Source organism: Streptomyces sp. R21 (assembly GCF_041051975.1).
In the GTDB taxonomy this organism is placed as follows: domain Bacteria; phylum Actinomycetota; class Actinomycetes; order Streptomycetales; family Streptomycetaceae; genus Streptomyces.
Window position 1 is genome coordinate 6,439,173 of sequence record NZ_CP163435.1, and the last position, 23,832, is coordinate 6,463,004.

The 23,832-nt window shown below is 70.5% G+C and carries 18 protein-coding genes; 8 read left to right on the plus strand and 10 right to left on the minus strand.

Annotation, left to right across the window (positions count from 1 at the left end; translation table 11 throughout):
* Nucleotides 1–22: 22 nt before the first annotated feature.
* From AB5J56_RS28780 to AB5J56_RS28790, 3 genes are read right to left on the minus strand one after another with little or no spacing between them, the layout of a single operon-like run.
* On the minus strand, nt 23–1,978 hold the full coding sequence (locus AB5J56_RS28780) for a substrate-binding domain-containing protein (RefSeq protein ID WP_369236475.1): 1,956 nt from the start codon (nt 1,976–1,978) through the stop codon (nt 23–25).
* A complete protein-coding gene (locus AB5J56_RS28785; protein ID WP_369236477.1) occupies nt 1,968–3,509 on the minus strand; it encodes a sugar ABC transporter ATP-binding protein in 1,542 nt (513 codons plus the stop codon). The genes AB5J56_RS28780 and AB5J56_RS28785 overlap by 11 nt, the downstream gene beginning before the upstream one ends.
* Nucleotides 3,506–4,522 (minus strand): LacI family DNA-binding transcriptional regulator, encoded by a 1,017-nt coding sequence (locus tag AB5J56_RS28790; protein WP_369236479.1) that lies wholly within the window; start codon nt 4,520–4,522, stop codon nt 3,506–3,508. Before AB5J56_RS28790 ends, AB5J56_RS28785 begins: the two co-directional genes overlap by 4 nt.
* A gap of 189 nt (nt 4,523–4,711) precedes the next feature.
* On the opposite strand from AB5J56_RS28790, the gene AB5J56_RS28795 reads away from it, so the two are divergent.
* Together AB5J56_RS28795 and AB5J56_RS28800 are read left to right on the plus strand one after the other, a co-directional pair.
* On the plus strand, nt 4,712–6,970 hold the full coding sequence (locus AB5J56_RS28795) for an ATP-dependent RecD-like DNA helicase (protein WP_369236481.1): 2,259 nt from the start codon (nt 4,712–4,714) through the stop codon (nt 6,968–6,970).
* Nucleotides 6,971–7,213: 243 nt separating this feature from the next.
* Nucleotides 7,214–8,503, plus strand: a complete 1,290-nt coding sequence (locus tag AB5J56_RS28800; RefSeq protein WP_369236483.1) for a citrate synthase — start codon at nt 7,214–7,216, stop codon at nt 8,501–8,503.
* 716 nt (nt 8,504–9,219) lie between these two features.
* Here the strand turns inward: AB5J56_RS28800 and AB5J56_RS28805 are convergent.
* From AB5J56_RS28805 to AB5J56_RS28815, 3 genes are all read right to left on the minus strand, one after another.
* Nucleotides 9,220–11,496, minus strand: coding sequence for a heavy metal translocating P-type ATPase (locus AB5J56_RS28805; RefSeq protein WP_369236485.1), 2,277 nt, complete (start codon nt 11,494–11,496; stop codon nt 9,220–9,222).
* Nucleotides 11,497–11,602: 106 nt separating this feature from the next.
* A complete protein-coding gene (locus tag AB5J56_RS28810; RefSeq protein ID WP_369236486.1) occupies nt 11,603–11,842 on the minus strand; it encodes a heavy-metal-associated domain-containing protein in 240 nt (79 codons plus the stop codon).
* Between the two features lie 99 nt (nt 11,843–11,941).
* Entirely contained in the window at nt 11,942–12,892 is a 951-nt protein-coding gene (locus AB5J56_RS28815) for a PrsW family intramembrane metalloprotease (RefSeq protein ID WP_369236488.1), read from the minus strand.
* 214 nt (nt 12,893–13,106) lie between these two features.
* On the opposite strand from AB5J56_RS28815, the gene AB5J56_RS28820 reads away from it, so the two are divergent.
* Complete coding sequence (locus tag AB5J56_RS28820) at nt 13,107–14,150, plus strand: zinc-dependent alcohol dehydrogenase family protein (protein WP_369236490.1); 1,044 nt, start codon at nt 13,107–13,109, stop codon at nt 14,148–14,150.
* On the opposite strand, the gene AB5J56_RS28825 is transcribed toward AB5J56_RS28820, so the two are convergent.
* From AB5J56_RS28825 to AB5J56_RS28840, 4 genes are all read right to left on the minus strand, one after another.
* Nucleotides 14,131–14,721: a GNAT family N-acetyltransferase gene (locus tag AB5J56_RS28825; RefSeq protein WP_369236492.1), complete on the minus strand. Its 591-nt coding sequence runs from the start codon at nt 14,719–14,721 to the stop codon at nt 14,131–14,133. The genes AB5J56_RS28820 and AB5J56_RS28825 overlap by 20 nt on opposite strands.
* Nucleotides 14,722–14,817: 96 nt before the next feature.
* Nucleotides 14,818–15,018, minus strand: coding sequence for a helix-turn-helix transcriptional regulator (locus AB5J56_RS28830; RefSeq protein ID WP_369236494.1), 201 nt, complete (start codon nt 15,016–15,018; stop codon nt 14,818–14,820).
* Between the two features lie 417 nt (nt 15,019–15,435).
* Nucleotides 15,436–16,410 carry a helix-turn-helix domain-containing protein gene (locus AB5J56_RS28835; protein ID WP_369236496.1) on the minus strand — a complete coding sequence of 325 codons (975 nt, stop codon included), beginning with the start codon at nt 16,408–16,410 and terminating at the stop codon, nt 15,436–15,438.
* 55 nt (nt 16,411–16,465) lie between these two features.
* Nucleotides 16,466–17,431 (minus strand): sugar phosphate isomerase/epimerase family protein, encoded by a 966-nt coding sequence (locus AB5J56_RS28840; RefSeq protein ID WP_369236498.1) that lies wholly within the window; start codon nt 17,429–17,431, stop codon nt 16,466–16,468.
* Nucleotides 17,432–17,564: 133 nt separating this feature from the next.
* On the opposite strand from AB5J56_RS28840, the gene iolC reads away from it, so the two are divergent.
* From iolC to mmsA, 5 genes are read left to right on the plus strand one after another with little or no spacing between them, the layout of a single operon-like run.
* Nucleotides 17,565–18,515, plus strand: coding sequence for a 5-dehydro-2-deoxygluconokinase (iolC, locus tag AB5J56_RS28845; RefSeq protein WP_369236500.1), 951 nt, complete (start codon nt 17,565–17,567; stop codon nt 18,513–18,515).
* 32 nt (nt 18,516–18,547) lie between these two features.
* The gene (locus AB5J56_RS28850; RefSeq protein ID WP_369242855.1) at nt 18,548–19,465 is read left to right on the plus strand and encodes a deoxyribose-phosphate aldolase; all 918 of its coding nucleotides are present in this window, start codon (nt 18,548–18,550) and stop codon (nt 19,463–19,465) included.
* A 7-nt stretch (nt 19,466–19,472) separates the two neighbouring features.
* The gene (iolB, locus tag AB5J56_RS28855; RefSeq protein ID WP_369236502.1) at nt 19,473–20,348 is read left to right on the plus strand and encodes a 5-deoxy-glucuronate isomerase; all 876 of its coding nucleotides are present in this window, start codon (nt 19,473–19,475) and stop codon (nt 20,346–20,348) included.
* Nucleotides 20,345–22,252 (plus strand): 3D-(3,5/4)-trihydroxycyclohexane-1,2-dione acylhydrolase (decyclizing), encoded by a 1,908-nt coding sequence (iolD, locus tag AB5J56_RS28860; protein ID WP_369236504.1) that lies wholly within the window; start codon nt 20,345–20,347, stop codon nt 22,250–22,252. The genes iolB and iolD overlap by 4 nt, the downstream gene beginning before the upstream one ends.
* Before the next feature lie 13 nt (nt 22,253–22,265).
* Complete coding sequence (gene mmsA, locus AB5J56_RS28865) at nt 22,266–23,768, plus strand: CoA-acylating methylmalonate-semialdehyde dehydrogenase (protein ID WP_369236506.1); 1,503 nt, start codon at nt 22,266–22,268, stop codon at nt 23,766–23,768.
* Nucleotides 23,769–23,832: the final 64 nt, after the last annotated feature.

Below are 23,832 nucleotides of genomic sequence, written 5' to 3' on the forward strand. Positions count from 1 at the left end.
CGGCCGGTCGGTCGGAGGCCGCTCAGCCGCCGAAGCCCGCCACGTTCTTCGACGTGACCACCTTCACCGGCACCTTCACCGTCTCGGCGACCTTCTTGCCGTCGGCCGCCTTCAGCGCGTTCTCGACCGCGATCCGGCCGAGTTCCTTCGGCTGCTGGGCCACGGACGCGTAGAGCGTGCCCGCCTTGACGGCCGTCAGACCGTCGGGGGTGCCGTCGAAGCCGATGACGGAGACCGATTTGCCGGCCTTGGAGCCGAGCGCCTTGATCGCGCCGAGCGCCATCTCGTCGTTCTCGGCGAAGACACCGTCGATGTCGGGGTGGGCCTGGAGCAGGTTCGTCATCACGTCGAGGCCCTTGGTGCGGTCGAAGTCCGCGGGCTGCCGGGCGACGACCTCGATGCCCGGGTAGGCCTTGAGGCCCGCGGCGAAACCGGCCCCGCGCTCGCGGCTCGCCGACGTTCCGGCCAGCCCCTGAAGGATCACGATCCTGCCCTTGCCGCCCAGCTTCTCGGCCATGGCCTTGGCGCCGAGCTTGCCGCCCTCGATGTTGTCGGAGGCGACCAGCGCGGCCGTGTCGGCCTTGTTGACGCCGCGGTCGACGCCGACGACGGGGATGTCGGACTTGTTCGCGGAGCGCACCGACGGGCCCGCCGCGTCCGAGTCCACCGGGTTCACGATGATCGAGCCGACACCCGAACTGGTGAAGTTCTGGAGCTGGTTGGCCTGCTGGGAGGCGTCGTTCTGGGCGTCCGTCACCGTCAGGTCGGCGCCCAGCTTCTTCGCCTCCTCCTGCGCACCCGCCTTGATCTGCACGAAGAAGGGGTTGTTCAGAGTGGAGAGGGACAGGCCGATCTTCTTGTTCGTGCCGGTCGAGGAGTCGTCGTTGTGCAGGAAGGACATCGCGCCGACGACGGCCGCCGCGACCACGGCCGCGATGACGTACGTCGCCGCCTGCTTACCCCGGCCGCCACCGCCCGACGTACCGGCCGCGACCGGGGTCGCCCCGGCCTTGCGCCGCACCGTGTCGAGGAGCACCGCGAGCGCGATGACCACACCGATGACGACCTGCTGCCAGAAGGCGGACACGGAGAGCAGGTTGAGCCCGTTGCGCAGCACCGCGAGGATCAGCGCGCCGATCAGGGTGCCGGAGGCCTTGCCGGTGCCGCCCGCGAGGGAGGCGCCGCCGATGACGACCGCGGCGATCGCGTCCAGCTCGTAGCCCTGCGCGGCCTGCGGCTGCGCGGAGGAGAGCCGGGAGGCGAGGACGATGCCCGCGGCGGCCGCGAAGAGACCGGAGAGGGCGTAGATCGCGATCTTCTGCTTCTTCACGCGAAGGCCGGAGAGGCGGGCCGCCTCCTCGTTGCCGCCGATCGCGTACATGGAGCGGCCGATGTACGTACGGCCGAGGATCACGGCGGTGATCAGGCCCATGACGATCATGACCAGGACCGGCACCGGCAGCCAGCCGCCGAGGGTGTCACCGAGGTGCGAGACCGAGTCGGGGAACGCGATCGGGCTGCCCTGCGAGATGACCAGCGACAGGCCGCGGCCCACCGAGAGCATGGCCAGCGTCGCGATGAACGGCGGCAGCTTCCCGTACGAGATCAGGATGCCGTTGACGAAGCCGCACGCTATGCCGGTGGCGATCGCGAGGATCACCGCGATCCAGACCGGGACGCCCTCCGAAGTGGCCATCCAGGCAAGGACGGTGGCGGAGAGGGCGGCGACCGAACCGACCGACAGGTCGATGCCCGCCGAGACGATCACGAAGGTGACGCCGAAGGCGAGGATGGCGGTCACGGCCGCCTGGACGCCGATGTTGAGCAGGTTGTCCGTCGTCAGGAAGTCGCCGGACAGCGCCGACATCGCGACGACGAGGACGATCAGCGCGCTGAGCGCACCGTTGTCGAGCAGGAGGCGGCGGACCGCCGAGGCGCCACTCGCGCCCGTTGTGCTCTTGAGCGTGTCAGTGGCCACGGGAGCCCTCCACAGCGGTAACAGGGGTGGTGGTCGGGATGGTTGGAATGCTGACGGCGAGGGCCATCACCGAGTCCTGGGTGGCCTCGGCCGCGGTGAGTTCGCCCGCGATCCGGCCCTGCGCCATGACGAGGACCCGGTCGCTCATGCCCAGGACCTCGGGCAGGTCGCTGGAGATCATCAGGACGGCGGCACCGGCGGCCGTCAGTTCGTTGACGAGCTGGTAGATCTCGACCTTGGCGCCGACGTCGATACCGCGCGTCGGCTCGTCGAGGATCAGCACCTTGGTGTCGGCGAGCAGCCACTTGCCGATGACGACCTTCTGCTGGTTGCCGCCGGAGAGCGTGCGCACATGCTGGCCGAGGCCGGCCATCCGGACGCCGAGCTGCTCGGCGATCCGCGCGGCCGCCTCCCGCTGGCCCTTGAGGTCGACGAGCCCGCCGCGGGTGGCGGCGCGCATGGTCACCAGGCCGAGGTTCTCCTCGACGGAGGCGTCCAGGAGCAGGCCCTGGCCCTTGCGGTCCTCGGGGACCAGGCCGATCCCCGCGGTCATCGCCGCGTTGACATCGTGCCGCGGCAGCCGCGCCCCGGCGACCTCGACCGACCCCTTGTCGTAGGCATCGGCGCCGAAGACGGCCCGGACGACCTCCGTACGGCCCGCCCCGACGAGCCCCGCGATGCCGACGACCTCACCGGCCCGCACCTCGAAGCTCACGTCGTGGAAGACGCCGTCCTTGGTGAGCCCTTCGACGGTCAGCAGCGCGGCGCCGGCGTCGGCCCGTTCCCGCGGGTACTGCTGTTCGATGGAGCGGCCCACCATGAGGCGTACGAGTTCGTCCTCGGGCGTGGACGCGGGCACCTGGCCGACGCTCCGGCCGTCGCGGATGACAGTGACCCGGTCGCCCAGGGCGGCGATCTCCTCCAGGTGGTGCGTGATGAAGACGATGCCGACACCGTCCTCGCGCAACTGCCGGACGATGCTGAAGAGCTTGTCGACCTCTTCGGAGGTGAGAACGGCGGTGGGCTCGTCCATGATGAGCACGCGCGCGTTCAGGCTGAGCGCCTTCGCGATCTCGACCATCTGCAGACGGGCGATACCGAGTTCACGGACACGCGCGCGTGGAGACACGTTCACCCCGACACGCTTGAGCAGTGCCTCGGCGTCGGTCTCCATGGTCTTGCGGTCGATCAGTCCGAAGCGGCGCGGCTGCCGGCCCAGGAAGATGTTCTCGGCGACCGTCAGATCGGGCACCAGGTTGAACTCCTGGTAGATCGTCGCGATGCCGAGGCGCTCGGAGTCCTGTGCCCCGTGGATGCGCTCTTCCTCGCCGTCGACCAGGACACGTCCTGAGTCGGGCTGGTAGGCGCCGGACAGCATCTTGATGAGCGTGCTCTTGCCCGCGCCGTTCTCGCCGAGCAGCACGTGCACCTCACCGCGGCGCAGATCGAAGTCGACGCTGTCGAGCGCGACCACGCCGGGGAAGGTCTTGCGTATCCCTTCGATACGCAGCAACTCGTCCGGGTTGCTCACGGGTTGCTCCTGTTCGTTACGGGGGACTCGCCGCACGAGCGGCGCACGACGAGTCGGGCGGGGAGGGTGACGGACTGCGGGGGCCGCCCCTCGATGCGGTCGATCAGGGCCCGTACGGCGGCCCTGCCCAGCTCGCCCGTCGGCTGGGCGATCGCCGTGATCGGCGGATCGGTGTGCACGAACCACGGGATGTCGTCGAACGCGGCGAGCGCGATGTCCTCGGGAACCCGCATCCCGCGCGCGCGGATCGCGTCCAGCGCGCCGAGCGCCATCAGGTTGTCCGCGGCGAAGACGACCTCGGGCGGCTCGGGCAGGTCGAGGAACCCCTCGGTCGCCCGGCGCCCGCTCTCGGCCTGGAAGTCGCCCTGCCCTATGTAGGCGTCGGGGAGTTCGAGGCCGTAGGCGGCGAGTGCCTCGCGGAAGGCCGCCACGCGCTCGCTGCCGGTCGTGGTCGCCGCCGGGCCCGCGATGATGGCGAGCCTGCGGTGGCCGAGGCCGTGCAGGTGGGCGACGAGGTCGCGGATGGCCTCGCGCCCGTCCGACCGGACCACGGGCACGTCCACGCCCGGGATCCAGCGGTCCACGAAGACCATCGGGGTGCCCGCGCGGGCGGCGTCCAGCAGTAAGGGCGAACCGCCGTCGGCGGGGGAGACGAGAAGGCCGTCGATACGGCGGTCCATGAGCGTGCGGACGTGGTGGTCCTGGAGCTCGGGCCGCTCGTCGGCGTTGCCGATGATGACGCTGTAGCCGAGGGCACGGGCCTCCTCCTCGACGGAGCGGGCCAACTCGGTGAAGTACGGGTTCAGTACGTCGCTGATGACCAGGCCGAGGGTGCGGGTCTGGTCGGTGCGCAGGGAACGGGCGACGGCGTTGGGACGGTAGCCCAGCGTGTCGACGGCAGCCAGGACGCGGGTGCGCGCCTCGGGGCTGACGGACGGATGCTCGTTCAGGACGCGCGAGACCGTGGCGACGGATACGCCCGCCTCGGCGGCGACGTCCTTGATGCTCGCCATCGTCGCTCCACCTCCTCGTGGAATCGATTACACGGAGGATTGGAATCGATTACACGGGAGTTTGGCAAGACCCTGAGACGTGATTGTGATGAAGGGCGCCGGGGGTGGGCGGTTCGGGGCCGGGGTGAGCGGTTCGGGAGTTGTCCCCAGGCCGCCCGCGCTGTCAGTCGTCGGCGGTAGCGTCGGATCATGTCCAATCAGGCGGGGACCACCCGGCAGGTGAACCTGGCGGTGGTGGAGGGCGTACTGGAGCGCATCACGTACGCGAACGAGGAGAACGGGTACACGGTCGCCCGGGTGGACACCGGCCGAGGCGCCGCCGACCTGCTCACCGTCGTGGGCTCGCTCCTCGGTGCCCAGGTGGGGGAGTCCCTGCGCATGGAGGGCCGTTGGGGCTCGCATCCGCAGTACGGCAAGCAGTTCACCGTGGAGAACTACACGACCGTCCTGCCGGCCACCGTCCAGGGCATCCGCCGCTATCTCGGCTCCGGCCTGGTCAAGGGCATCGGCCCGGTCTTCGCCGACCGCATCACCCAGCACTTCGGCATCGACACCCTGCAGATCATCGAGGAGGAGCCGAAGCGGCTGATCGAGGTCCCCGGCCTCGGCCCCAAGCGCACCAAGAAGATCGCCGACGCCTGGGAGGAACAGAAGGCGATCAAGGAGGTCATGCTCTTCCTCCAGACCGTCGAGGTGTCGACGTCGATCGCGGTGCGCATCTACAAGAAGTACGGCGACGCGTCGATCTCCGTCGTCAAGAACCAGCCCTACCGCCTGGCCTCCGACGTCTGGGGCATCGGCTTCCTCACCGCCGACAAGATCGCCCAGTCCGTCGGCATCCCGCACGACAGCCCCGAGCGCGTCAAGGCAGGCCTCCAGTACGCCCTTTCGCAGTCCACCGACCAGGGCCACTGCTTCCTCCCCGAGGAGCAGCTGATCGCCGACGCGGTGAAGCTCCTCCAGGTAGACACCGGCCTGGTCATCGAGTGCCTCGCCGAGCTGGCGGCGCCCCCGGCGGAGGGCGAGGACCCCGGAGTCGTACGGGAGAGGGTGCCGGGCCCCGACGGCGGGCCCGTGACCGCCATCTACCTGGTCCCCTTCCACCGCGCCGAACTCTCCCTCTCCGCCCAGCTGCTGCGCCTGCTGCGCACCGCAGAGGACCGGATGCCCGGCTTCCACGACGTGGCCTGGGACAAGGCGCTGACCTGGCTCAAGGGGCGTACGGGGGCGGAGCTGGCCCCCGAGCAGGAGGAAGCCGTCCGGCTCGCGCTCACCAAGAAGGTCGCCGTCCTCACCGGCGGTCCGGGCTGCGGCAAGTCCTTCACGGTCCGCTCGATCGTGGAGCTGGCCCGCGCCAAGAAGGCCAGGGTCGTCCTCGCCGCTCCCACCGGCCGCGCCGCCAAGCGCCTCGCGGAACTCACCGGGGCCGAGGCCTCCACCGTGCACCGGCTCCTGGAGCTGAAGCCGGGCGGCGACGCGGCGTACGACAAGGACCGCCCCCTGGAAGCGGACCTGGTGGTCGTCGACGAGGCGTCGATGCTCGACCTGCTCCTCGCCAACAAGCTGGCCAAGGCGGTGCCCCCGGGCGCCCATCTGCTCTTCGTCGGGGATGTCGACCAGCTGCCCAGCGTCGGCGCGGGGGAGGTGCTGCGCGACCTGCTCGCCGACGGCGGCCCGGTCCCGGCGGTCCGCCTGACCAAGGTCTTCCGCCAGGCCCAGCAGTCCGGTGTGGTCACCAACGCGCACCGGATCAACTCCGGGCAGCACCCGGTCACCGACGGCATGAAGGACTTCTTCCTCTTCGTCGAGGACGAGACCGAGGAGGCCGGCCGGCTCACCGTCGATGTGGCGGCACGGCGGATTCCGGCCAAGTTCGGCCTCGATCCGCGGCGCGACGTTCAGGTGCTGGCGCCGATGCACCGGGGCCCGGCGGGCGCGGGCGCGCTGAACGGCCTGCTCCAGCAGGCGATCACACCGGCCCGGCCGGGGCTCCCCGAGAAGCGCTTCGGCGGCCGTGTCTTCCGGGTCGGCGACAAGGTCACCCAGATTCGCAACAATTACGAGAAGGGCAAGAACGGTGTGTTCAACGGCACCGTGGGCGTGGTGACCTCCCTCGATCCGGAAGAGCAGCGCCTGACGGTGCTGACGGACGAGGACGAGGAGGTGGCGTACGAGTTCGACGAACTCGACGAGCTGGCCCATGCCTACGCGGTGACGATCCACCGCTCCCAGGGCAGTGAGTATCCGGCGGTGGTGATCCCGGTCACCACCGGAGCGTGGATGATGCTCCAGCGGAACCTGCTCTACACGGCGGTGACCCGCGCCAAGAAGCTGGTCGTCCTCGTCGGTTCACGCAAAGCCATAGGTCAGGCAGTCCGCACGGTGTCCGCCGGACGGCGGTGCACGGCGCTGGACTTCCGGCTCTCCCCCTGCCCTCTCGACCGCTGATCGACCCCCTCCGACGCCTGTCTGTGGAGGCATCGCGAAAAATGATCGATCAAACGAGTCGTAAAGGTCACAGAGCACTTCCACAACCGCTGCGAAGGGGGGCAGGATGAGAAGGTTGGCGGCACTGAGTGCCGCCAATAGGCCCAATGGTCGACCCCCAGTGCACTCTTCAGGGCCGAATGGGGGATGGTAGAGACAGTCAGGGCACCTCGAAGAAGAGGCACAACGTCGGTGAGGGATGACGTGAGCGACAACTCTGTAGTACTGCGGTTCGGCGATGGCGAGTACACCTACCCGGTGATCGACAGCACCGTCGGCGACAAGGGCTTCGACATCGGGAAGCTCCGCGCCCAGACCGGGCTGGTGACGCTGGACAGCGGGTACGGCAACACCGCCGCGTATAAATCCGCGATCACCTATCTCGACGGTGAGCAGGGCATCCTCCGCTACCGCGGCTACCCGATCGAGCAGCTCGCCGAGCGCTCGACGTTCCTGGAGGTGGCCTACCTCCTGATCAACGGTGAGCTGCCGACGGTCGACGAGCTCTCCACGTTCAAGGGTGAGATCACGCAGCACACCCTGCTGCACGAGGACGTCAAGAACTTCTACCGCGGCTTCCCGCGCGACGCCCACCCGATGGCGATGCTGTCCTCGGTCGTCTCCGCGCTGTCCACGTTCTACCAGGACAGCCACAACCCGTTCGACGAGAAGCAGCGCAACCTCTCGACGATCCGGCTGCTCGCCAAGCTTCCGACGATCGCCGCGTACGCGTACAAGAAGTCGATCGGCCACCCCTTCGTCTACCCGCGCAACGACCTCGGGTACGTCGAGAACTTCCTCCGCATGACCTTCTCGGTCCCGGCGCAGGACTACGACCTCGACCCGGTCGTCGTCTCCGCGCTGGACAAGCTGCTGATCCTGCACGCGGACCACGAGCAGAACTGTTCGACCTCGACGGTCCGCCTGGTCGGTTCGTCGCAGGCCAACATGTTCGCGTCGATCTCCGCCGGCATCTCCGCGCTCTGGGGCCCGCTGCACGGCGGCGCCAACCAGTCCGTCCTGGAGATGCTGGAAGGCATCCAGGCCAACGGCGGCGACGTCGACTCCTTCATCCGCAAGGTGAAGAACAAGGAGGACGGCGTCCGCCTGATGGGCTTCGGCCACCGGGTGTACAAGTCCTTCGACCCGCGCGCCAAGATCATCAAGGCCGCGGCGCACGACGTCCTCTCCGCCCTCGGCAAGTCCGACGAGCTGCTGGACATCGCGCTCAAGCTGGAGGAGCACGCGCTCTCCGACGACTACTTCGTCTCGCGCAACCTCTACCCCAACGTGGACTTCTACACGGGCCTGATCTACCGCGCCATGGGCTTCCCGACCGAGATGTTCACGGTCCTGTTCGCCCTCGGCCGCCTCCCGGGCTGGATCGCCCAGTGGCACGAGATGATCAAGGAGCCGGGTTCCCGTATCGGCCGCCCGCGCCAGATCTACACGGGCGAGGTCCTGCGCGACTTCGTGCCCGTCGAGGCACGTTGACCTTGTAACAACCGGGTCTGCCGCCCCTTCACTGCAGCTTGCCTCGGCGAGTGAGCCGAAGGGGCGCGCCTGTGTCGAGAGGGCATGGGGGTCCCTCCCGCTCGAGCGAAGTCGAGAGTGGGGGAGCGCGGAGGCCCGACGAAGGAGGGTCGAGCACGATCGCCGTCTCGACACAGGCTTCTGCGCCCCGGAGGCGAACCGAGCCCCAAAAAAATACGGAAAGCGCCCCGCTACCAGTCCCCCCACGGGCTGGCAGTCGGGGCGCTTTCCTTGTCCCGGTGCGGATTCCCCCCACGGGATCCGGCCGGGCGTCTGTGGACAGCGCCTGAATCGCTGTGAGCAAAACGAGCAAAACTCGCTGTGCTCCGGTACTGCGGTACTGCGGTGCGATCTGCCGGGACCCGTACGACGGGAGGGCCGCTCAAAGCTCCCCTGTGTACGCGTCCCGGCAACGCAATTTCCGGGAACGTCCCCCAAGACATCCCCAGATGTCAGTCACGCCCCCCAAGACGCTTCTGACATCGCCAACTTAGACTCACGAACCCCTTCGATGGTTACGTTCGCATCACTGTGATCTGCGTCTCTTGCATATGTCCTGAAGATACGCAAGGGACCCAAAACGTCAATCGAGACCCAAGCGTAAGGAAGATGCGCGAGCCTTGTGAAGAGCTTATGTGAGGCTTCGGCTCGACTCTAGGGGGACTCTTACTTCGTCGTCATGAGAATGCCCTGAGCCGAAGGCTGTTCGTCACCACGAACACCGAGGAGAAGGCCATCGCGGCGCCCGCGATCATCGGGTTCAGCAGCCCGGCCGCGGCCAGCGGCAGCGCGGCCACGTTGTATCCGAAGGCCCAGACCAGGTTTCCCTTGATGGTGGAGAGGGTCCTGCGCGACAGCCGGATCGCGTCCGCGGCCACCCGGAGGTCCCCGCGCACAAGCGTCAGATCGCTCGCCTCGATCGCCGCGTCGGTGCCGGTGCCCATGGCCAGGCCCAGGTCGGCGGTGGCGAGCGCGGCCGCGTCGTTGACGCCGTCACCGACCATCGCGACGCTGTGGCCCTCGCCCTGCAACCTCTTGACCACGTCGACCTTGTCCTGCGGCAGTACCTCGGCGAACACATTCCCGGCGTCGATCCCGACGGCTCGGGCGACCGCCTCGGCGACGGCCCGGTTGTCCCCGGTGAGCAGCACCGGCGTGAGACCGAGCGCCCGCAGCCGCCGTACGGCCTCGGCGCTGGTCTCCTTGATCGCGTCGGCGACCGTCAGGACACCGAGTGCCACCCCGTCCCGGGCGACCACGACGGCCGTACGCCCCTCCGTCTCGGCCGCGGCCTTGGCCCGGGCCAGTTCCTTGGGAAGCACGTCGACGAGCCGCCCCACGGTCACCTCGCGCCCGTCCACGCGCCCGCGCACGCCGAGGCCGGGCACGTTCTCGAACTGCTCGACCGCAGGAAGGGCTCCTGTGCGCTCCTCGGCGCCCGCGGCGACCGCCTGGGCGATCGGGTGCTCGGAGGCGTGCTCAAGGGCGCCTGCGACCCGTAGGAGCTCCTTCTCGTCGACGCCTTCGAGGCCCTCGGCGACGTAGACCTCATGGAGGGTCATCCGGCCGGTCGTCACCGTCCCGGTCTTGTCCAGGACGACGGTGTCGACGCGGCGGGTGGACTCCAGGACCTCGGGGCCCTTGATGAGGATGCCGAGTTGGGCGCCGCGGCCCGTGCCGACCATGAGGGCGGTCGGCGTGGCGAGGCCCAGCGCGCACGGGCAGGCGATGATCAGCACCGCGACGGCGGCGGTGAACGCGGCGACCGTGTCACCGGTGACGCCGATCCACACCCCGAAGGTGGCGAGCGCGAGCACCAGCACCACCGGCACGAAGATCCCGGAGATCCGGTCGGCGAGGCGCTGCACCTCGGCCTTGCCGTTCTGCGCGTCCTCGACGAGGCGTGCCATGCGGGCGAGCTGGGTGTCGGCGCCGACGCGGGTGGCCTCGACGACGAGCCGGCCCCCGGCGTTCACCGTCGCGCCGGTCACCGTGGAGCCCACCGAGACGTCGACCGGCACCGACTCGCCGGTCAGCATGGCGGCGTCCACCGCCGAAGCCCCCTCGACGACCGTGCCGTCGGTGGCGATCTTCTCGCCGGGCCGTACGACGAAGCGGTCGCCGACGGCCAACTGGCTGACCGGGACGCGTACTTCACGACCTCCCCTGAGCACCGACACGTCCTTGGCGCCCAGTTCGAGCAGTGCCTTGAGGGCGGCGCCGGCGCGGCGCTTGGAGCGGGCCTCCAGATAGCGGCCGAGCAGGATGAACGCGACGACACCGGAGGCGACTTCGAGGTAGATCGACGACGCGCCGTCCGTTCGGGAGACGGTGAACTCGAAGCCGTCCTTCATGCCCGCCATCCCCGCGTCGCCGAAGAACAGCGCCCACAGGGACCAGCCGAAGGCGGCGAGCGTGCCGACCGAGACGAGGGTGTCCATGGTGGCCGCGCCGTGCCGGGCGTTGGTGAACGCGGCTCGGTGGAACGGCAGTCCGCCCCAGACGACGACGGGCGCGGCGAGCGTCAGCGACAGCCACTGCCAGTTGTCGAACTGCAGGGCCGGGACCATCGCCATCAGGATGACGGGAACGGCGAGCAGGACGGAGACGGTGAGACGCTCGCGCAGGGAGGCCAGTTCGGGGTCCTCGGCGGGTGCCGCCTCTTCCTCGTGCGCGACTGTCGGCGGCGGGGGCTCCTCGGCCGTGTAGCCCGTCCTCACGACGGTGGCGATGAGATCGGCGACCTGTACCCCCTCGGGGTAGGAGACCTTCGCCTTCTCCGTCGCGAAGTTCACCGTGGCGGTGACGCCGTCCATCCGGTTGAGCTTCTTCTCGACGCGGGCCGCGCAGGAGGCGCAGGTCATTCCGCCGATGGCGAGCTCGACCTCGGCGGTCGGGGCGGTCGCCGCTATGGGGCTCTCGGGTGCTGCGCTCTCGGGTACTGCGGTGGTCATGTCCGGCTCCAGTGAGTGAACCGGGCCGCACGGAGTCAGTATCAGCTGGTCGGTACGGCCCGGTGTGGAGTTCTGCGTCCGCCCGTCGTGAGGGCGACGGAGGTGCTCAGGCCTTGCTGACGAGCTCGAAGCCGGCCTCGTCGACGGCGGCGCGGACGGCCTCCTCGTCGAGCGGCGCGGCGGAGACGACGGTGACCTCGCCGGTCGAGGCGACGGCCTTCACCGAGCTGACACCGGCGATCTCGGCGATCTCGCCGGAGACGGAGCCCTCACAGTGCCCACAGCTCATCCCGCTCACCCGGTAGACGGTCGTGACGGAGCCGGTGGTGTCGGTCTGCGCGGTCATGGCGTTACTCCTCATCGAGGCGTGTGTGGCGTGCGTACGTGGGACGGAAGGGACTCCCGGGGTCCAGGGTCCCTGCCCCATGCTCGCCACACTATACCCCTAGGGGGTATTTCTCCAAGAGGGGTCGCGGCGGGCCAGCGACCGCACCCAGGCCACCCCGGCCAGTGAGACGAGGACCAGCCCGCCCACCGAGAACATCGTGAAGAGGTGTTCCTGCTCGTCGGACGGCGTCGGGATGTAGCCCTGCGCGAAGAGGTTCCGGTCGAGCCCCGCGCCGGCCAGCCGCGCCACCAGCCAGATCGCGATGCCGTGCGTCGAGTCCCACAGAGCGTGCAGCAGTGAGACGCCCAGGTAGGTGGCGAGGACCGGCGCGGCGAGGCGGAAGCGCCCGTTCGGGCGGCGGTACGCCAGCAGGACGGCACCCGAGATCGCGGTCCACAGACCGTGCCCGAAGGGGGCGAGCACCCCGCGCAGGATCTCGGTCTCCAGGAGCGCGCGCAGGTCCACGCCCTTCATCGAGACGGCCGCGTTGAACGCGTACCCGGAACTCTCCAGCGCCGCGAAGCCGAACCCGACGGTCGCGCCGAGCACCAGCCCCGCCCGCAGCCCCCGGATGCGGGTCTGCCGGCGCAGCACGAACATCAGCGCCCCGAGCTTCGCCGCCTCCTCGATCAGCCCGACGCCGACGTACATCCCCAGCGAGGGATGCAGCAGGTAGTACTCCATCACCGACGCGCCCAGCACCCCCAGCGTCCCGCCGACCAGGAAGCAGCCGAGGATCAGATGCACGCCCAGATCGCGGCCGTGCCGCTCGTACGCCCACAGCACGAAGGTGACCGGGACCAGGAAGCCGCCGAGCAGGATCAGCGTCGGCAGGAGGGTCGTGTTCTTCGTCGCGTACGTGACGGCCGCGGTCAGCACCCAGAGCGCGAGCCCGCCGCCCAGGCACTGCCGCCACAGTCCGGCACGGATCCGGGGGTACGGCGCCGGGGGCTGCTGCGGTCCGGGAATGCGGGCTCGGGGCGCGCCGGGCGGCGGAGACTGGGTCACGTCACATCCCTCGGGCTCGGCAGGTCGCGTACGTCTCACGTACGCGTCGTGTGGTGATTTGTCCGCACCCTATGGCGAATGTCGACTATGTCGCAGTCCGGGAGCGGCATCCGGACCAAGCCCGCCGACCTCGCCGACCTGGAGGACAGGAACCGGCAACAGGTCCTAGCGTTCCTCCGGACGGTGTCGATCTCCGGACTGAGGGGCGAGACGGATGCGGGCAGTGGTGTTCGAGCGGTACGGGGAGCCGGCCGAGGTGCGCGAGGTCGCGGACCCGGAGCCCGCGGAGCACGGTGTCGTGGTCCGGGTGGAGGCCACGGGGCTGTGCCGGAGCGACTGGCACGGCTGGATGGGCCACGACCCGGACATCACGCTGCCGCACGTGCCCGGGCACGAACTCGCCGGGGTCGTCGAGTCGGTGGGCGCCCGGGTCGAGCGCTGGTACCCCGGCGACCGGGTCACCGTCCCGTTCGTGTGCGCCTGCGGCAGCTGCCCGTCCTGCGCCGCCGGTGACCAGCAGGTGTGCGAGAAGCAGACCCAGCCGGGCTTCACGCACTGGGGATCGTTCGCGCAGTACGTGGCGCTGGAGCACGCCGACGTGAACCTCGTCGAACTGCCGGACGAGCTGTCCTACGGGACGGCGGCGGCGCTGGGCTGCCGGTTCGCGACGGCGTTCCGGGCGGTGGTCGCGCAGGGCAGGGTGGCGCCGGGGGAGTGGGTGGCCGTGCACGGCTGCGGGGGCGTAGGACTGTCGGCGGTGATGATCGCGGCGGCCTCCGGGGCGCGGGTGGTCGCCGTCGACGTGTCACCTCAAGCCCTCGACCTGGCAAGGAAGTTCGGGGCCGCGGAGTGCGTGGACGCCGGGGGCGTCGAGGACACGGCGGAGGCCGTACGCGAACTGACCGGGGGCGGCGCCCACCTCTCCCTCGACGCCCTGGGCTCGCCCGGCACCTGCGCGGCCTCGGTGAACGGACTGCGCCGCCGCGGCCGCCACGTCCAGGTCGGCCTGCTCCCCTCGCCGACGGGTTCCAGCCCCGTCCCCATGTCCCGGGTGATCGGCCTGGAACTGGAAGTCCTGGGCAGCCACGGCATGGCGGCGCACGCCTACCCGTCGATGCTGGAACTCGTGACCGCCGGAGTACTGCGCCCCGACCTGCTGGTGACCTCGGCCATCACCCTCGACGCGGCCCCCGCCGCGCTGGCGGCGATGGGAACGGCGCCCGGGGCGGGCGTCACGGTCATCGAACCGTGGAGCTGACCGGGCCGACGTTAGGGTGTCCGCGGTGGATGGCCCACTCGTGGTCGAGGACCGCCATCAGCACCTCGTCGGCCCACTCGCCGTCGCGCACCTGAACCTCCCGCCGTACGCCCTCCACCACGAACCCGACCTTCTCGTACACGCGCAGAGCCCGGTGGTTGTCGGCGTACGCCTCCAACTGGATCCGGTGCAGGCCCAGTTGCTCGATGCCGTACCCGACGATCAGCCGGGTCGCCTCGGTGCCGATGCCGCGGCCGCGCCCGCGCGGGCCGATGAGCGTGCGGAACGTGCAGGAACGACTCTCGGCATCCCACTCGTAGAGGACGACCTCGCCGAGGAGTTCACCGGTGCTGCGGTCCGTCACGGCGAGGTCGAGCCGGTCGGTCTGCGCGCTGCGGGAGCCGTACCAGGAGCGCAGCCGCTCCAGGGTGAGTTCGGTGGACGAGTCGAAGGTGAAGCGGATGACCTCGGGGTCGTCGATGATCTCGGCGATCCCGGCCGCGTCGTCCTCGGTGAACGGCCGCAGCACGGTCAGCTCACCGGTGAGGACTGGCTTGACGGAGAAGTTCATCCGGTGATCTTCGGCGGCGTACGGGCGTACCGGCAAACGAATAAGGCTGTGCCCCACGCGAGGGTGGGGCACAGGAGTGGGTGGCGGGAGGCGGACTCAGTCTTCTCTGCGGCCGCGGTTGCCGGGCCGGGAGGCGACCCAGGCCCGCACGGTGTCGGCGTACCAGTAGGGCTTCCCGCCCTCCACATGGTCGGGCGCGGGCAGCAGTCCGTGTTTGCGGTACGACCTCACGGTGTCCGGCTGCACCTTGATGTGCGCCGCGATCTCCTTGTACGACCAGAGCCTACGGTCGGTCATGAGTGGCACCTCCCTGCGCGCGTCGCGGCGGCGGCCGAGGACGGCCGTCGGGGGAGCCGGGCGCTGCGCTGGCGATCACAAAGCCTGTGCCCGTTGAACGACACAGAGTGAGCGCCGGGAAGCCCCTGTAGACCGGGTGTGACCCAAGACCCGCGTACACGGGACATGTGTGACAGGGGTGGGTTATTTGTGACAGGAGCGACGCAAACGGCAGTAGTTGCCGCTGTGTCCACCCGGGCACAGCGGGCAGCGCGGGTTCACGTGCAAAAGAGGCCCAGGTGGAGCCAAGGGAGGGGGCAAACCCCGGGCGCCGTACGGGCAGAGCTGAACCCGAGCCCCGGGTGGACCGGACCCGCTGCGCCGGGCCCGGCCCGGCCCACGGCCGGCTCCCCCTCTGCCGGAGGCATCAGCGTGCCGTCAGCCCCCCGCGCCGGTCTTGGAAAAAACCGCACTCCGATCAGGTGAGAGCACAAGACTCGTGGCCTCGCCCGCCATCCGGTCGTTCCCCGGCGGCCCGGGAGGCGCGACGGACGGCGTCGCCCCGCGTGCGAGCGTGAACTCCCGAGGCGTGCACCCGGTCATCGCCCGGAACTCCCCGCTCAGGTGCGCCTGGTCGTAGAACCCGCAGGCCGCCGCCGTATCGGCCTGCGACCGTCCGCCCGCGAGCAGCCGCCGGGCCCGTTGCAGCCGCAGCACGCGGGCCGCGGCCTTGGGGCCGAGCCCGATCTGCTCCCGGAAACGGCTCTCCAACTGCCGTACGCCCCACCCGACTTCGTCGGCGAGCTGCGGCACCGGCATCGCGCCCCCCGTCCGCAGCAGCTCCGACCAGGCCCGCACCACCCGGACAGAGCTGGGCGTTCCCGCCGCCGACCAGCGGGTGAACACATCGTCGAGGAGCCCGAACCGGGCCGTCCAGGTCGGCAACGCGGCGAGCGCGGCGGAGAGTTCGCCGACGCTCGACCAGCGTGAAGTGCCGCGGCGCGCACCGAGGGCGTGCGGCAGGTCGTCCGGGTCCACGACCCGGTCCGCCAACTCGTGCTGGTCCGTGCCGAAGAGGGTGAACGCGGCCCACGGCGCGAGCAGGACCTCGATGCCGGAGATCCGGCCGCCGTGCTCGCCGAGGGCCGCGGTGGTGGCCGGTCCGGAGTACACCGAGACGAGCGTGACCGGGGGCCGGCTCCCGCGGGAGATGCGGACGGGCTCCTCGAAGCCGAGCAGCAGCGTCGCCGCGCCGATCGGCGCCTCCAGCCTGCGCCGCGGCCGGTTCAGGGCGAGCCGGATCCCGCGGTAGCTGATCACGCCGGGCCGCAGCCGCGGATCGGGCAGCGCGACGGCCGTCTCCCAGGAGCCGCCGGGCCCCTGCCCCGAACGGAGCCGTACCGCACTCGTCATGCGCTCATCGTGCAGCGCGCCACACGGCCTCGGGAAGGCCACGACCTCAGGAAAGTTACGCCCCGCACGACCTCAGGAACGCCCGCGTCCGCTGAGCGATCGGCAGCGGCTTGTCCGGCTCGCACGGGTACATGTCCTGCTCGACGATCGCGAAGAGGTCGACGTCCAGCTTCTGTGCCGCCGCGAGCACCGGCTCCAGCGCGGGCACCCCGGACGGCGGCTCGCACATCACGCCCTTCGCCACCGCGGGCCCGAACGGCATCTCCTCGGCCCGCACCCGGGCCAGGATCGCCGGGTCCACCTGCTTGAGGTGGAGGTACCCGATCCGCTCCCCGTACGTCTCGATCAGCTTGACGCTGTCGCCGCCGCAGTAGGCGTAGTGCCCGGTGTCCAGGCACAGCGACACCAGCGACGAGTCCGCTGCGTCGAGGAAACGGACGACGTTCTCCTCGCTGTCGATGTGCGTGTCGGCGTGCGGGTGGACGACGATCCGCAGCCCGTACCGCTCCCGCACCTCGTGCGCGAGCCGCTCGGTCTGGGTGGTGAGGTGCCGCCACTGCGCCGGCGTCAGCGTGCTGTCCTCCAGGACCTCGCCGGTCTTGTCGTCGCGCCAGAAGGCGGGGATGACGACGAGGTGCGAGGCGCCCATCGCCTGGGTGAGCGCCGCGATGTCCGAGACGTGCGCCCAGGTGGACTCCCACACGTCCGGCCCACGGTGCAGCCCCGTGAAGACGGTGCCGGCGGACACGGTGAGCCCGCGCCGCGCGGTCTCGTCCCTCAGCACGGCCGGATCGGTGGGCAGATAGCCGTACGGGCCGAGCTCGATCCACTCGTACCCGGACGCGGAGACCTCGTCGAGGAACCGCCGCCACGGCACCTGCCGCGGGTCGTCGGGGAACCAGACCCCCCAGGAGTCGGGAGCCGAACCGACCCGGATGCGGGACAGTGAGGACTGAGGCGAGGACGGAGACGATGGCCGAGGCGAGGACGCGGGCGATGACTGGGGTGACAACGACGTCATGGGCGTCAGCTTCCGGCCGACCAGGAGAGGTGTCAAGCTCTGGTCCGAATGTCTGGACAAAACATTGACAGGGCTCCCCGCGGACGACTAGACCAGGGGACAGCGGCAGCGAGGGGAAGGCGAAGGGAAGTCGATGGCGTACGACCTGATCACCATGGGACGGATCGGTGTGGATCTGTACCCGTTGCAGACGGGCGTGCCGCTGCCGCAGGTGTCGTCCTTCGGGAAGTTCCTCGGCGGTTCGGCGACGAACGTGGCGGTGGCCGCGGCCCGCCTCGGCCGGCGCACGGCGGTGGTCACACGGACGGGCGACGACCCCTTCGGCACGTACCTCCACGAGGCGCTGCGCGACTTCGGCGTGGACGACCGCTGGGTGACCCCGGTGCCGGGCCTGCCGACGCCGGTCACGTTCTGCGAGGTGTTCCCGCCGGACGACTTCCCGCTGTACTTCTACCGGCAGCCCAAGGCCCCGGACCTGGAGATCGACGCACACGACCTGGACCTGGACGCGCTCCGCGAGGCCCGCGTCTTCTGGATGACGGGCACCGGCCTGAGCGAGGAGCCCAGCCGCACGGCGACCCTCGCGGCGCTGGCCCACCGCGCCAAGGCCGCTGCGACGGTCTTCGACCTCGACTGGCGTCCCATGTTCTGGAAGGACCCGGCCTCGGCCCGCCCCTTCTACGCCGAGGCCCTGCGCCACACCACGGTCGCCGTCGGCAACGTGGACGAGGTCGAGGTCGCCACCGGTGAGCGCGACCCGCACACCGCGGCCCGCGCGCTGCTCGACGCCGGTGTGGAACTCGCGGTGGTGAAGCAGGGGCCGAAGGGTGTCCTCGCCGTGCACCGCGACGGTACGACGGCCGAGGTCCCGCCCCTCCCGGTGAAGGTCCTCAACGGCCTGGGCGCCGGCGACGCGTTCGGCGGCTCCCTCTGCCACGGCCTGCTCGCCGGCTGGGACCTGGAGCGCATCATGCGGCACGCGAACGCCGCGGGCGCCATCGTCGCGTCCCGCCTGGAGTGCTCCTCCGCGATGCCGACCCCGGCGGAGGTCGAGGAGGCGCTGGCGGCGGGGGCGGTCCGGTGAGGGCGGGCCACGTCTCAGGAGCGGGCGGCGGTATCTCGGGCACCCCGGCCCCGCCCGGGCCGCCCCGCACCGTCGACCTGGCGTCCCTGGTCCGCACCCGCACCCACCACCCCGAAGCCATCGCCGAGGCGGCCGCCCGCCGCCCGCGCCGGCCTCTCCTCGGAGACGCCGGCCGGCTGATGATCATCGCCGCGGACCACCCGGCGCGCGGCGCCCTGGCCGTCGGCGACCGGAAGCTGGCGATGGCGAACCGGGCCGGCCTCCTGGAGCGGCTCTGCCTCGCGCTCTCCCGCCCGGGCGTGGACGGCGTGCTGGCCAGCGCCGACGTCCTCGACGACCTGCTGCTGCTCGGCGCGCTCGACCACAAGGTGGTCATCGCGTCCATGAACCGCGGCGGACTGGCGGGAGCCTCCTTCGAGTTGGACGACCGGTTCACCGGGCACCGCCCGCAGGACATCCGGCGGCTCGGCTTCGACGCGGGCAAGCTCCTGCTCCGTATCGACTACGACGACCCGGGCTCCCTGCGCACCATGGAATCCACCGCCCGGGTGATCGACGAGATGGCCGAGCGTCAACTCCCCGTCTTCGTCGAGCCGTTCCTCTGCTATCGCGACCCCGACACGGGCGCCCTGCGCAACGACCTGCGCGCCGAGGCCGTCACCAAGTCCATCGCCATCGCCAGTGGCCTTGGCGGGAGTTCGGCGTACACCTGGCTGAAGGTCCCCGTCACCGAGAACCCCGACGACATGGTCCAGGTCATGGAGACGTCCACGCTGCCCGCCGTGCTGCTCGGCGGCGACGTCGGCGAGGACCAGGGCGGCGCGTACGAGAAGTGGCGCGGCGCCCTCCAACTCCCCACCGTCCAGGGTCTGGTGGTCGGACGCTCACTGCTCTACCCGGCGGACGGCGATGTGGCCGCGGCCGTGGACACCGCCGTAGGACTGCTGTGAGGGCCGCATGACCAACGAGCGCATGACCGATGAGCGCACGAGCGACGATCTGTACGTCCCCAAGGGCGCCACCGCGGGCCCGCACTACGCCGTCGACATCGACCCCAAGCGCGCGGGCTGGAGCCACTGCAGCCTGCGCGTGGTGGAGTTGGAGCCGAACGGCACGCACACCTTCACCACCGGTGACAGTGAGTGGATCGTGCTTCCCCTCAGCGGTGGCTGTACCGTGCGGACAGAGGGTGGCACCGGGGGCGGCGCAGAGGGTACAGAGTTCCAACTCCTGGGCAGGGAAGGCGTGTTCGCGTCGGTCACCGACTTCGCGTACGTGCCCCGTGACGCCCGGGTTCTGATCGCCTCCGGCGCGGGAGGCCGCTTCGCCCTGGCAGGAGCGAAGTGCGAGCGCCGACTCCCCGCCCGCTACGGCCCCGCGCCGGAGGTCCCCGTCGAAGACCGAGGCAGTGGCAACTGCGCCCGTACGGTGCGCAATTTCGCCTCCGCCGACGCCTTCGACTGCGACAAGCTCATCGCCGTCGAGGTCATCACCCCCGGCGGCAACTGGTCCTCGTATCCGCCGCACAAGCACGACGAGAACCGCCCCGGCGAGGAGACCGAACTCGAGGAGATCTACTACTTCGAGATCGACGGTCCGAACGGATTCGGCTATCAGCGCGTATCTCCCGCGCGTGAGGGCGGTTCCGACGTCCTCGCCGAGGTCCGCACCGGCGACGCCGTCCTCGTCCCCGACGGCTGGCACGGCCCGTCCATCGCCCAGCCCGGTCACGCGATGTACTACCTGAACGTGATGGCGGGGCCGGGAGACGAGCGGCAGTGGCGGATCTGCTTCCACCCGGCCCACGTAACAAGCGCAGAGGGATACCGATGACTCCGACGACCTCGACCGCCTCGACGACCCGGCTCACGGTCGCGCAGGCGCTCGTGCGCTTCCTCGCCGCCCAGTACACCGAACGCGACGGCACCCGGCAGCGGCTGATCGCCGCCACCTGGGGCATCTTCGGCCACGGAAACGTCGCCGGGCTCGGCCAGGCGCTCGTCGAGTACGCCGACGACATGCCCTACCACCAGGGCCGCAACGAACAGGCCATGGTGCACGCGGCGGTCGGCTACGCGCGCCAGTCGGGCCGCCTCTCCACCCACGCGGTGACCACGTCCATCGGCCCCGGCGCGACCAACCTGGTCACCGGCGCCGCCCTCGCCACCATCAACCACCTCCCGGTCCTGCTCCTCCCCGGCGACATCTTCGCCACCCGCCCCGCCGACCCGGTCCTCCAGCAGCTCGAAGTGCCGTACGCCGGCGATGTGTCGGTCAACGACTGCCTGCGCCCGGTGTCCAAGTACTTCGACCGCGTCACCCGCCCCGAGGCGCTGATCCCCGCGGCCCTCCAGGCGATGCGCGTGCTCACCGACCCCGTCGAGACCGGCGCCGTGACTCTCGCCCTCCCGCAGGACGTTCAGGCGGAGGCGTACGACTGGCCGGAGGAGTTCTTCGCCGAGCGGACCTGGGCCGTACGCCGCCCGGGCCCCGACCCGAACGAGCTCGCCGAGGCCGTCACCGCGATCCGCGCGGCCCGCCGCCCGCTGATAGTCGCCGGCGGCGGAGTGCACCACAGCCGCGCCGAGGAGGCGCTCGCGGAGTTGGCCGCCACGACCCGCATCCCGGTCGCCTCCACCCAGGCCGGCAAGGGCTCCCTGCGCTTCGACCACCCGCAGGACGTCGGCGCCGTCGGCCACACCGGCACGGCGACCGCCGACGAACTGGCCCGCACCGCCGACCTGGTGATCGGCGTGGGCACCCGGTACACCGACTTCACCACCGCCTCCGGCACCCTCTTCACCGGCGACGGCGTCCGCTTCCTCAACGTCAACATCGCCCCGTACGACGGCCACAAGCTCGCCGGGCAGCCCCTGATCGCGGACGCCCGCAGCGGCCTGGCGGAGCTGACGGTGGCGCTGCGCATGCACGAGCACCGGGCCGCGGCCGGGTACGTCACCGAGTACACGGAGGACAAGGAGCGCTGGGAGTACCGGGTCGACGCGGCGTTCGAGGCCGAGGACCCGGACCTGCGGCCCACCCAGCCGCAGGTGCTCGGCCTGCTCGACGAACTGGTCACCGAGGACGACATCCTCATCAACGCGGCCGGCTCGCTCCCCGGTGACCTGCACAAACTGTGGCGGGCACGGTCCCGGGACCAGTACCACGTCGAGTACGGCTACTCGTGCATGGGCTATGAGATCCCGGCCGCGATCGGAGTGCGGCTCGCCGCACCCGACCGTCCCGTGTGGGCGCTGGTCGGCGACGGCACGTATCTGATGATGCCGACGGAGATCGTCACGGCGGTGCAGGAGGGGATCGCGATCAAGGTCGTCATCCTGCAGAACCACGGGTACGCGTCCATCGGCGGCCTCTCGGAGAGCGTCGGAGGCGAGCGGTACGGCACCGCGTACCGCTACCGCTCCGAGGAAGGGGACCGTACGTACACGGGGGCGCCGCTGCCCGTCGACCTCGCCGCCAACGCGGCCAGCCTGGGCATGCGCGTCCTACGCGCGAAGACCGTGCGTGACCTGCGCGCCGCCCTCGCCGAGGCGCGCGCCGCCGACACTCCCACATGTGTCTACGTGGAGACCGAAACGGCAGACACTGTGTCGGGCGCGCCTCCGGCCCAGGCCTGGTGGGATGTACCTGTGGCCGAGACCGCGACCCGTTCGTCGGCGGTCAAGGCACGCGAGGAGTACGACCGGCACGTCTCAACCCGACGCCGCCATCTGTGAGGGAGTTTCTGGCATGACGAAGATCGTCAACCACTGGATCGGCGGGAAGACCGTCGAGGGCGCGTCGGGTACGTACGGGCCGGTCACCGACCCGGCGACCGGCGCGGTCACCACGAAGGTCGCCTTCGCGAGCGTCGACGAGGTCGACGCCGCGGTAGCCGCGGCGAAGGACGCCTACGCGACCTGGGGCCAGTCCTCGCTGGCCAAGCGGACCACGATCCTCTTCAAGTTCCGCGCACTGCTCGACGCCAACCGCGACGCGATCGCCGAGCTGATCACGGCCGAGCACGGCAAGGTCCACTCGGACGCGCTCGGTGAGGTCGCCCGCGGCCTGGAGATCGTCGACCTGGCGTGCGGGATCACCGTGCAGCTGAAGGGCGAGCTGTCGACCGAGGTGGCCTCCCGGGTCGACGTGTCCTCGATCCGCCAGCCGCTCGGTGTCGTCGCGGGCATCACGCCGTTCAACTTCCCGGCGATGGTGCCGATGTGGATGTTCCCGATCGCCATCGCGTGCGGCAACACCTTCGTGCTGAAGCCCTCCGAGAAGGACCCGTCGGCCGCGATGAAGGTCGCCGAGCTGCTCGCGGAGGCCGGGCTGCCCGACGGCGTCTTCAACGTCGTGCACGGTGACAAGGTCGCCGTCGACCGCCTCCTGGAGCACCCGGACGTCAAGGCGGTCTCCTTCGTCGGCTCGACCCCGATCGCCCGCCACATCCACACCACGGCCGCTGCGAACCACAAGCGCGTGCAGGCGCTCGGCGGCGCCAAGAACCACATGCTGGTCCTCCCGGACGCCGACCTGGACGCGGCCGCCGACGCGGCCGTCTCCGCCGCGTACGGCTCGGCCGGCGAGCGCTGCATGGCGATCTCCGCCGTCGTCGCCGTCGGCTCGATCGCCGACGAGCTCGTCGCGAAGATCAAGGAGCGCGCCGAGAAGATCAAGATCGGCCCCGGCAACGACCCGACGTCCGAGATGGGCCCGCTGATCACCGCCGCCCACCGCGACAAGGTCGCCTCGTACGTGACGGGCGCCGCCGCGCAGGGCTCCGAGGTCGTCCTCGACGGCACCGGCTTGCGCGTCGAGGGCCACGAGGACGGCCACTGGATCGGCCTCTCGCTCCTGGACCGCGTACCGGTCACCTCGGACGCCTACAAGGACGAGATCTTCGGCCCGGTGCTGTGCGTGCTGCGCGTGGACACCTACGAGGAGGGCGTGGCCCTCATCAACAACTCGCCGTTCGGCAACGGCACCGCGATCTTCACCCGGGACGGCGGCGCCGCCCGCCGATTCCAGCTGGAGATCGAGGCCGGCATGGTCGGCGTGAACGTGCCGATCCCGGTCCCCGTCGGCTACCACTCCTTCGGCGGCTGGAAGGACTCGTTGTTCGGCGACCACCACATCTACGGCAACGACGGCACGCACTTCTACACCCGCGGCAAGGTCGTCACCACCCGCTGGCCCGACCCGTCCGAGGCCCCGACGGGCGTCGACCTGGGCTTCCCGCGCAACCACTGAGCGTCACCCGCCTGGCCTCTGCGGCCGTCCGCAATGCGGACGGCCGCATTTTTTTGCGGACACC

Bases quoted from the DNA above. Each gene is read 5' to 3' on its own strand.
- iolC (WP_369236500.1), top strand. From the start codon at position 17,565: ATGGCGTACGACCTGATCACCATGGGACGGATCGGTGTGGATCTGTAC.
- AB5J56_RS28830 (WP_369236494.1), bottom strand. From the start codon at position 15,018: ATGACCGACCGTAGGCTCTGGTCGTACAAGGAGATCGCGGCGCACATC.
- iolD (WP_369236504.1), top strand. From the start codon at position 20,345: ATGACTCCGACGACCTCGACCGCCTCGACGACCCGGCTCACGGTCGCG.
- iolB (WP_369236502.1), top strand. From the start codon at position 19,473: ATGACCAACGAGCGCATGACCGATGAGCGCACGAGCGACGATCTGTAC.
- AB5J56_RS28790 (WP_369236479.1), bottom strand. From the start codon at position 4,522: ATGGCGAGCATCAAGGACGTCGCCGCCGAGGCGGGCGTATCCGTCGCC.
- mmsA (WP_369236506.1), top strand. From the start codon at position 22,266: ATGACGAAGATCGTCAACCACTGGATCGGCGGGAAGACCGTCGAGGGC.
- AB5J56_RS28840 (WP_369236498.1), bottom strand. From the start codon at position 17,431: ATGACGTCGTTGTCACCCCAGTCATCGCCCGCGTCCTCGCCTCGGCCA.
- AB5J56_RS28795 (WP_369236481.1), top strand. From the start codon at position 4,712: ATGTCCAATCAGGCGGGGACCACCCGGCAGGTGAACCTGGCGGTGGTG.
- AB5J56_RS28805 (WP_369236485.1), bottom strand. From the start codon at position 11,496: ATGACCACCGCAGTACCCGAGAGCGCAGCACCCGAGAGCCCCATAGCG.
- AB5J56_RS28835 (WP_369236496.1), bottom strand. From the start codon at position 16,410: ATGACGAGTGCGGTACGGCTCCGTTCGGGGCAGGGGCCCGGCGGCTCC.
- AB5J56_RS28825 (WP_369236492.1), bottom strand. From the start codon at position 14,721: ATGAACTTCTCCGTCAAGCCAGTCCTCACCGGTGAGCTGACCGTGCTG.
- AB5J56_RS28810 (WP_369236486.1), bottom strand. From the start codon at position 11,842: ATGACCGCGCAGACCGACACCACCGGCTCCGTCACGACCGTCTACCGG.
- AB5J56_RS28820 (WP_369236490.1), top strand. From the start codon at position 13,107: ATGCGGGCAGTGGTGTTCGAGCGGTACGGGGAGCCGGCCGAGGTGCGC.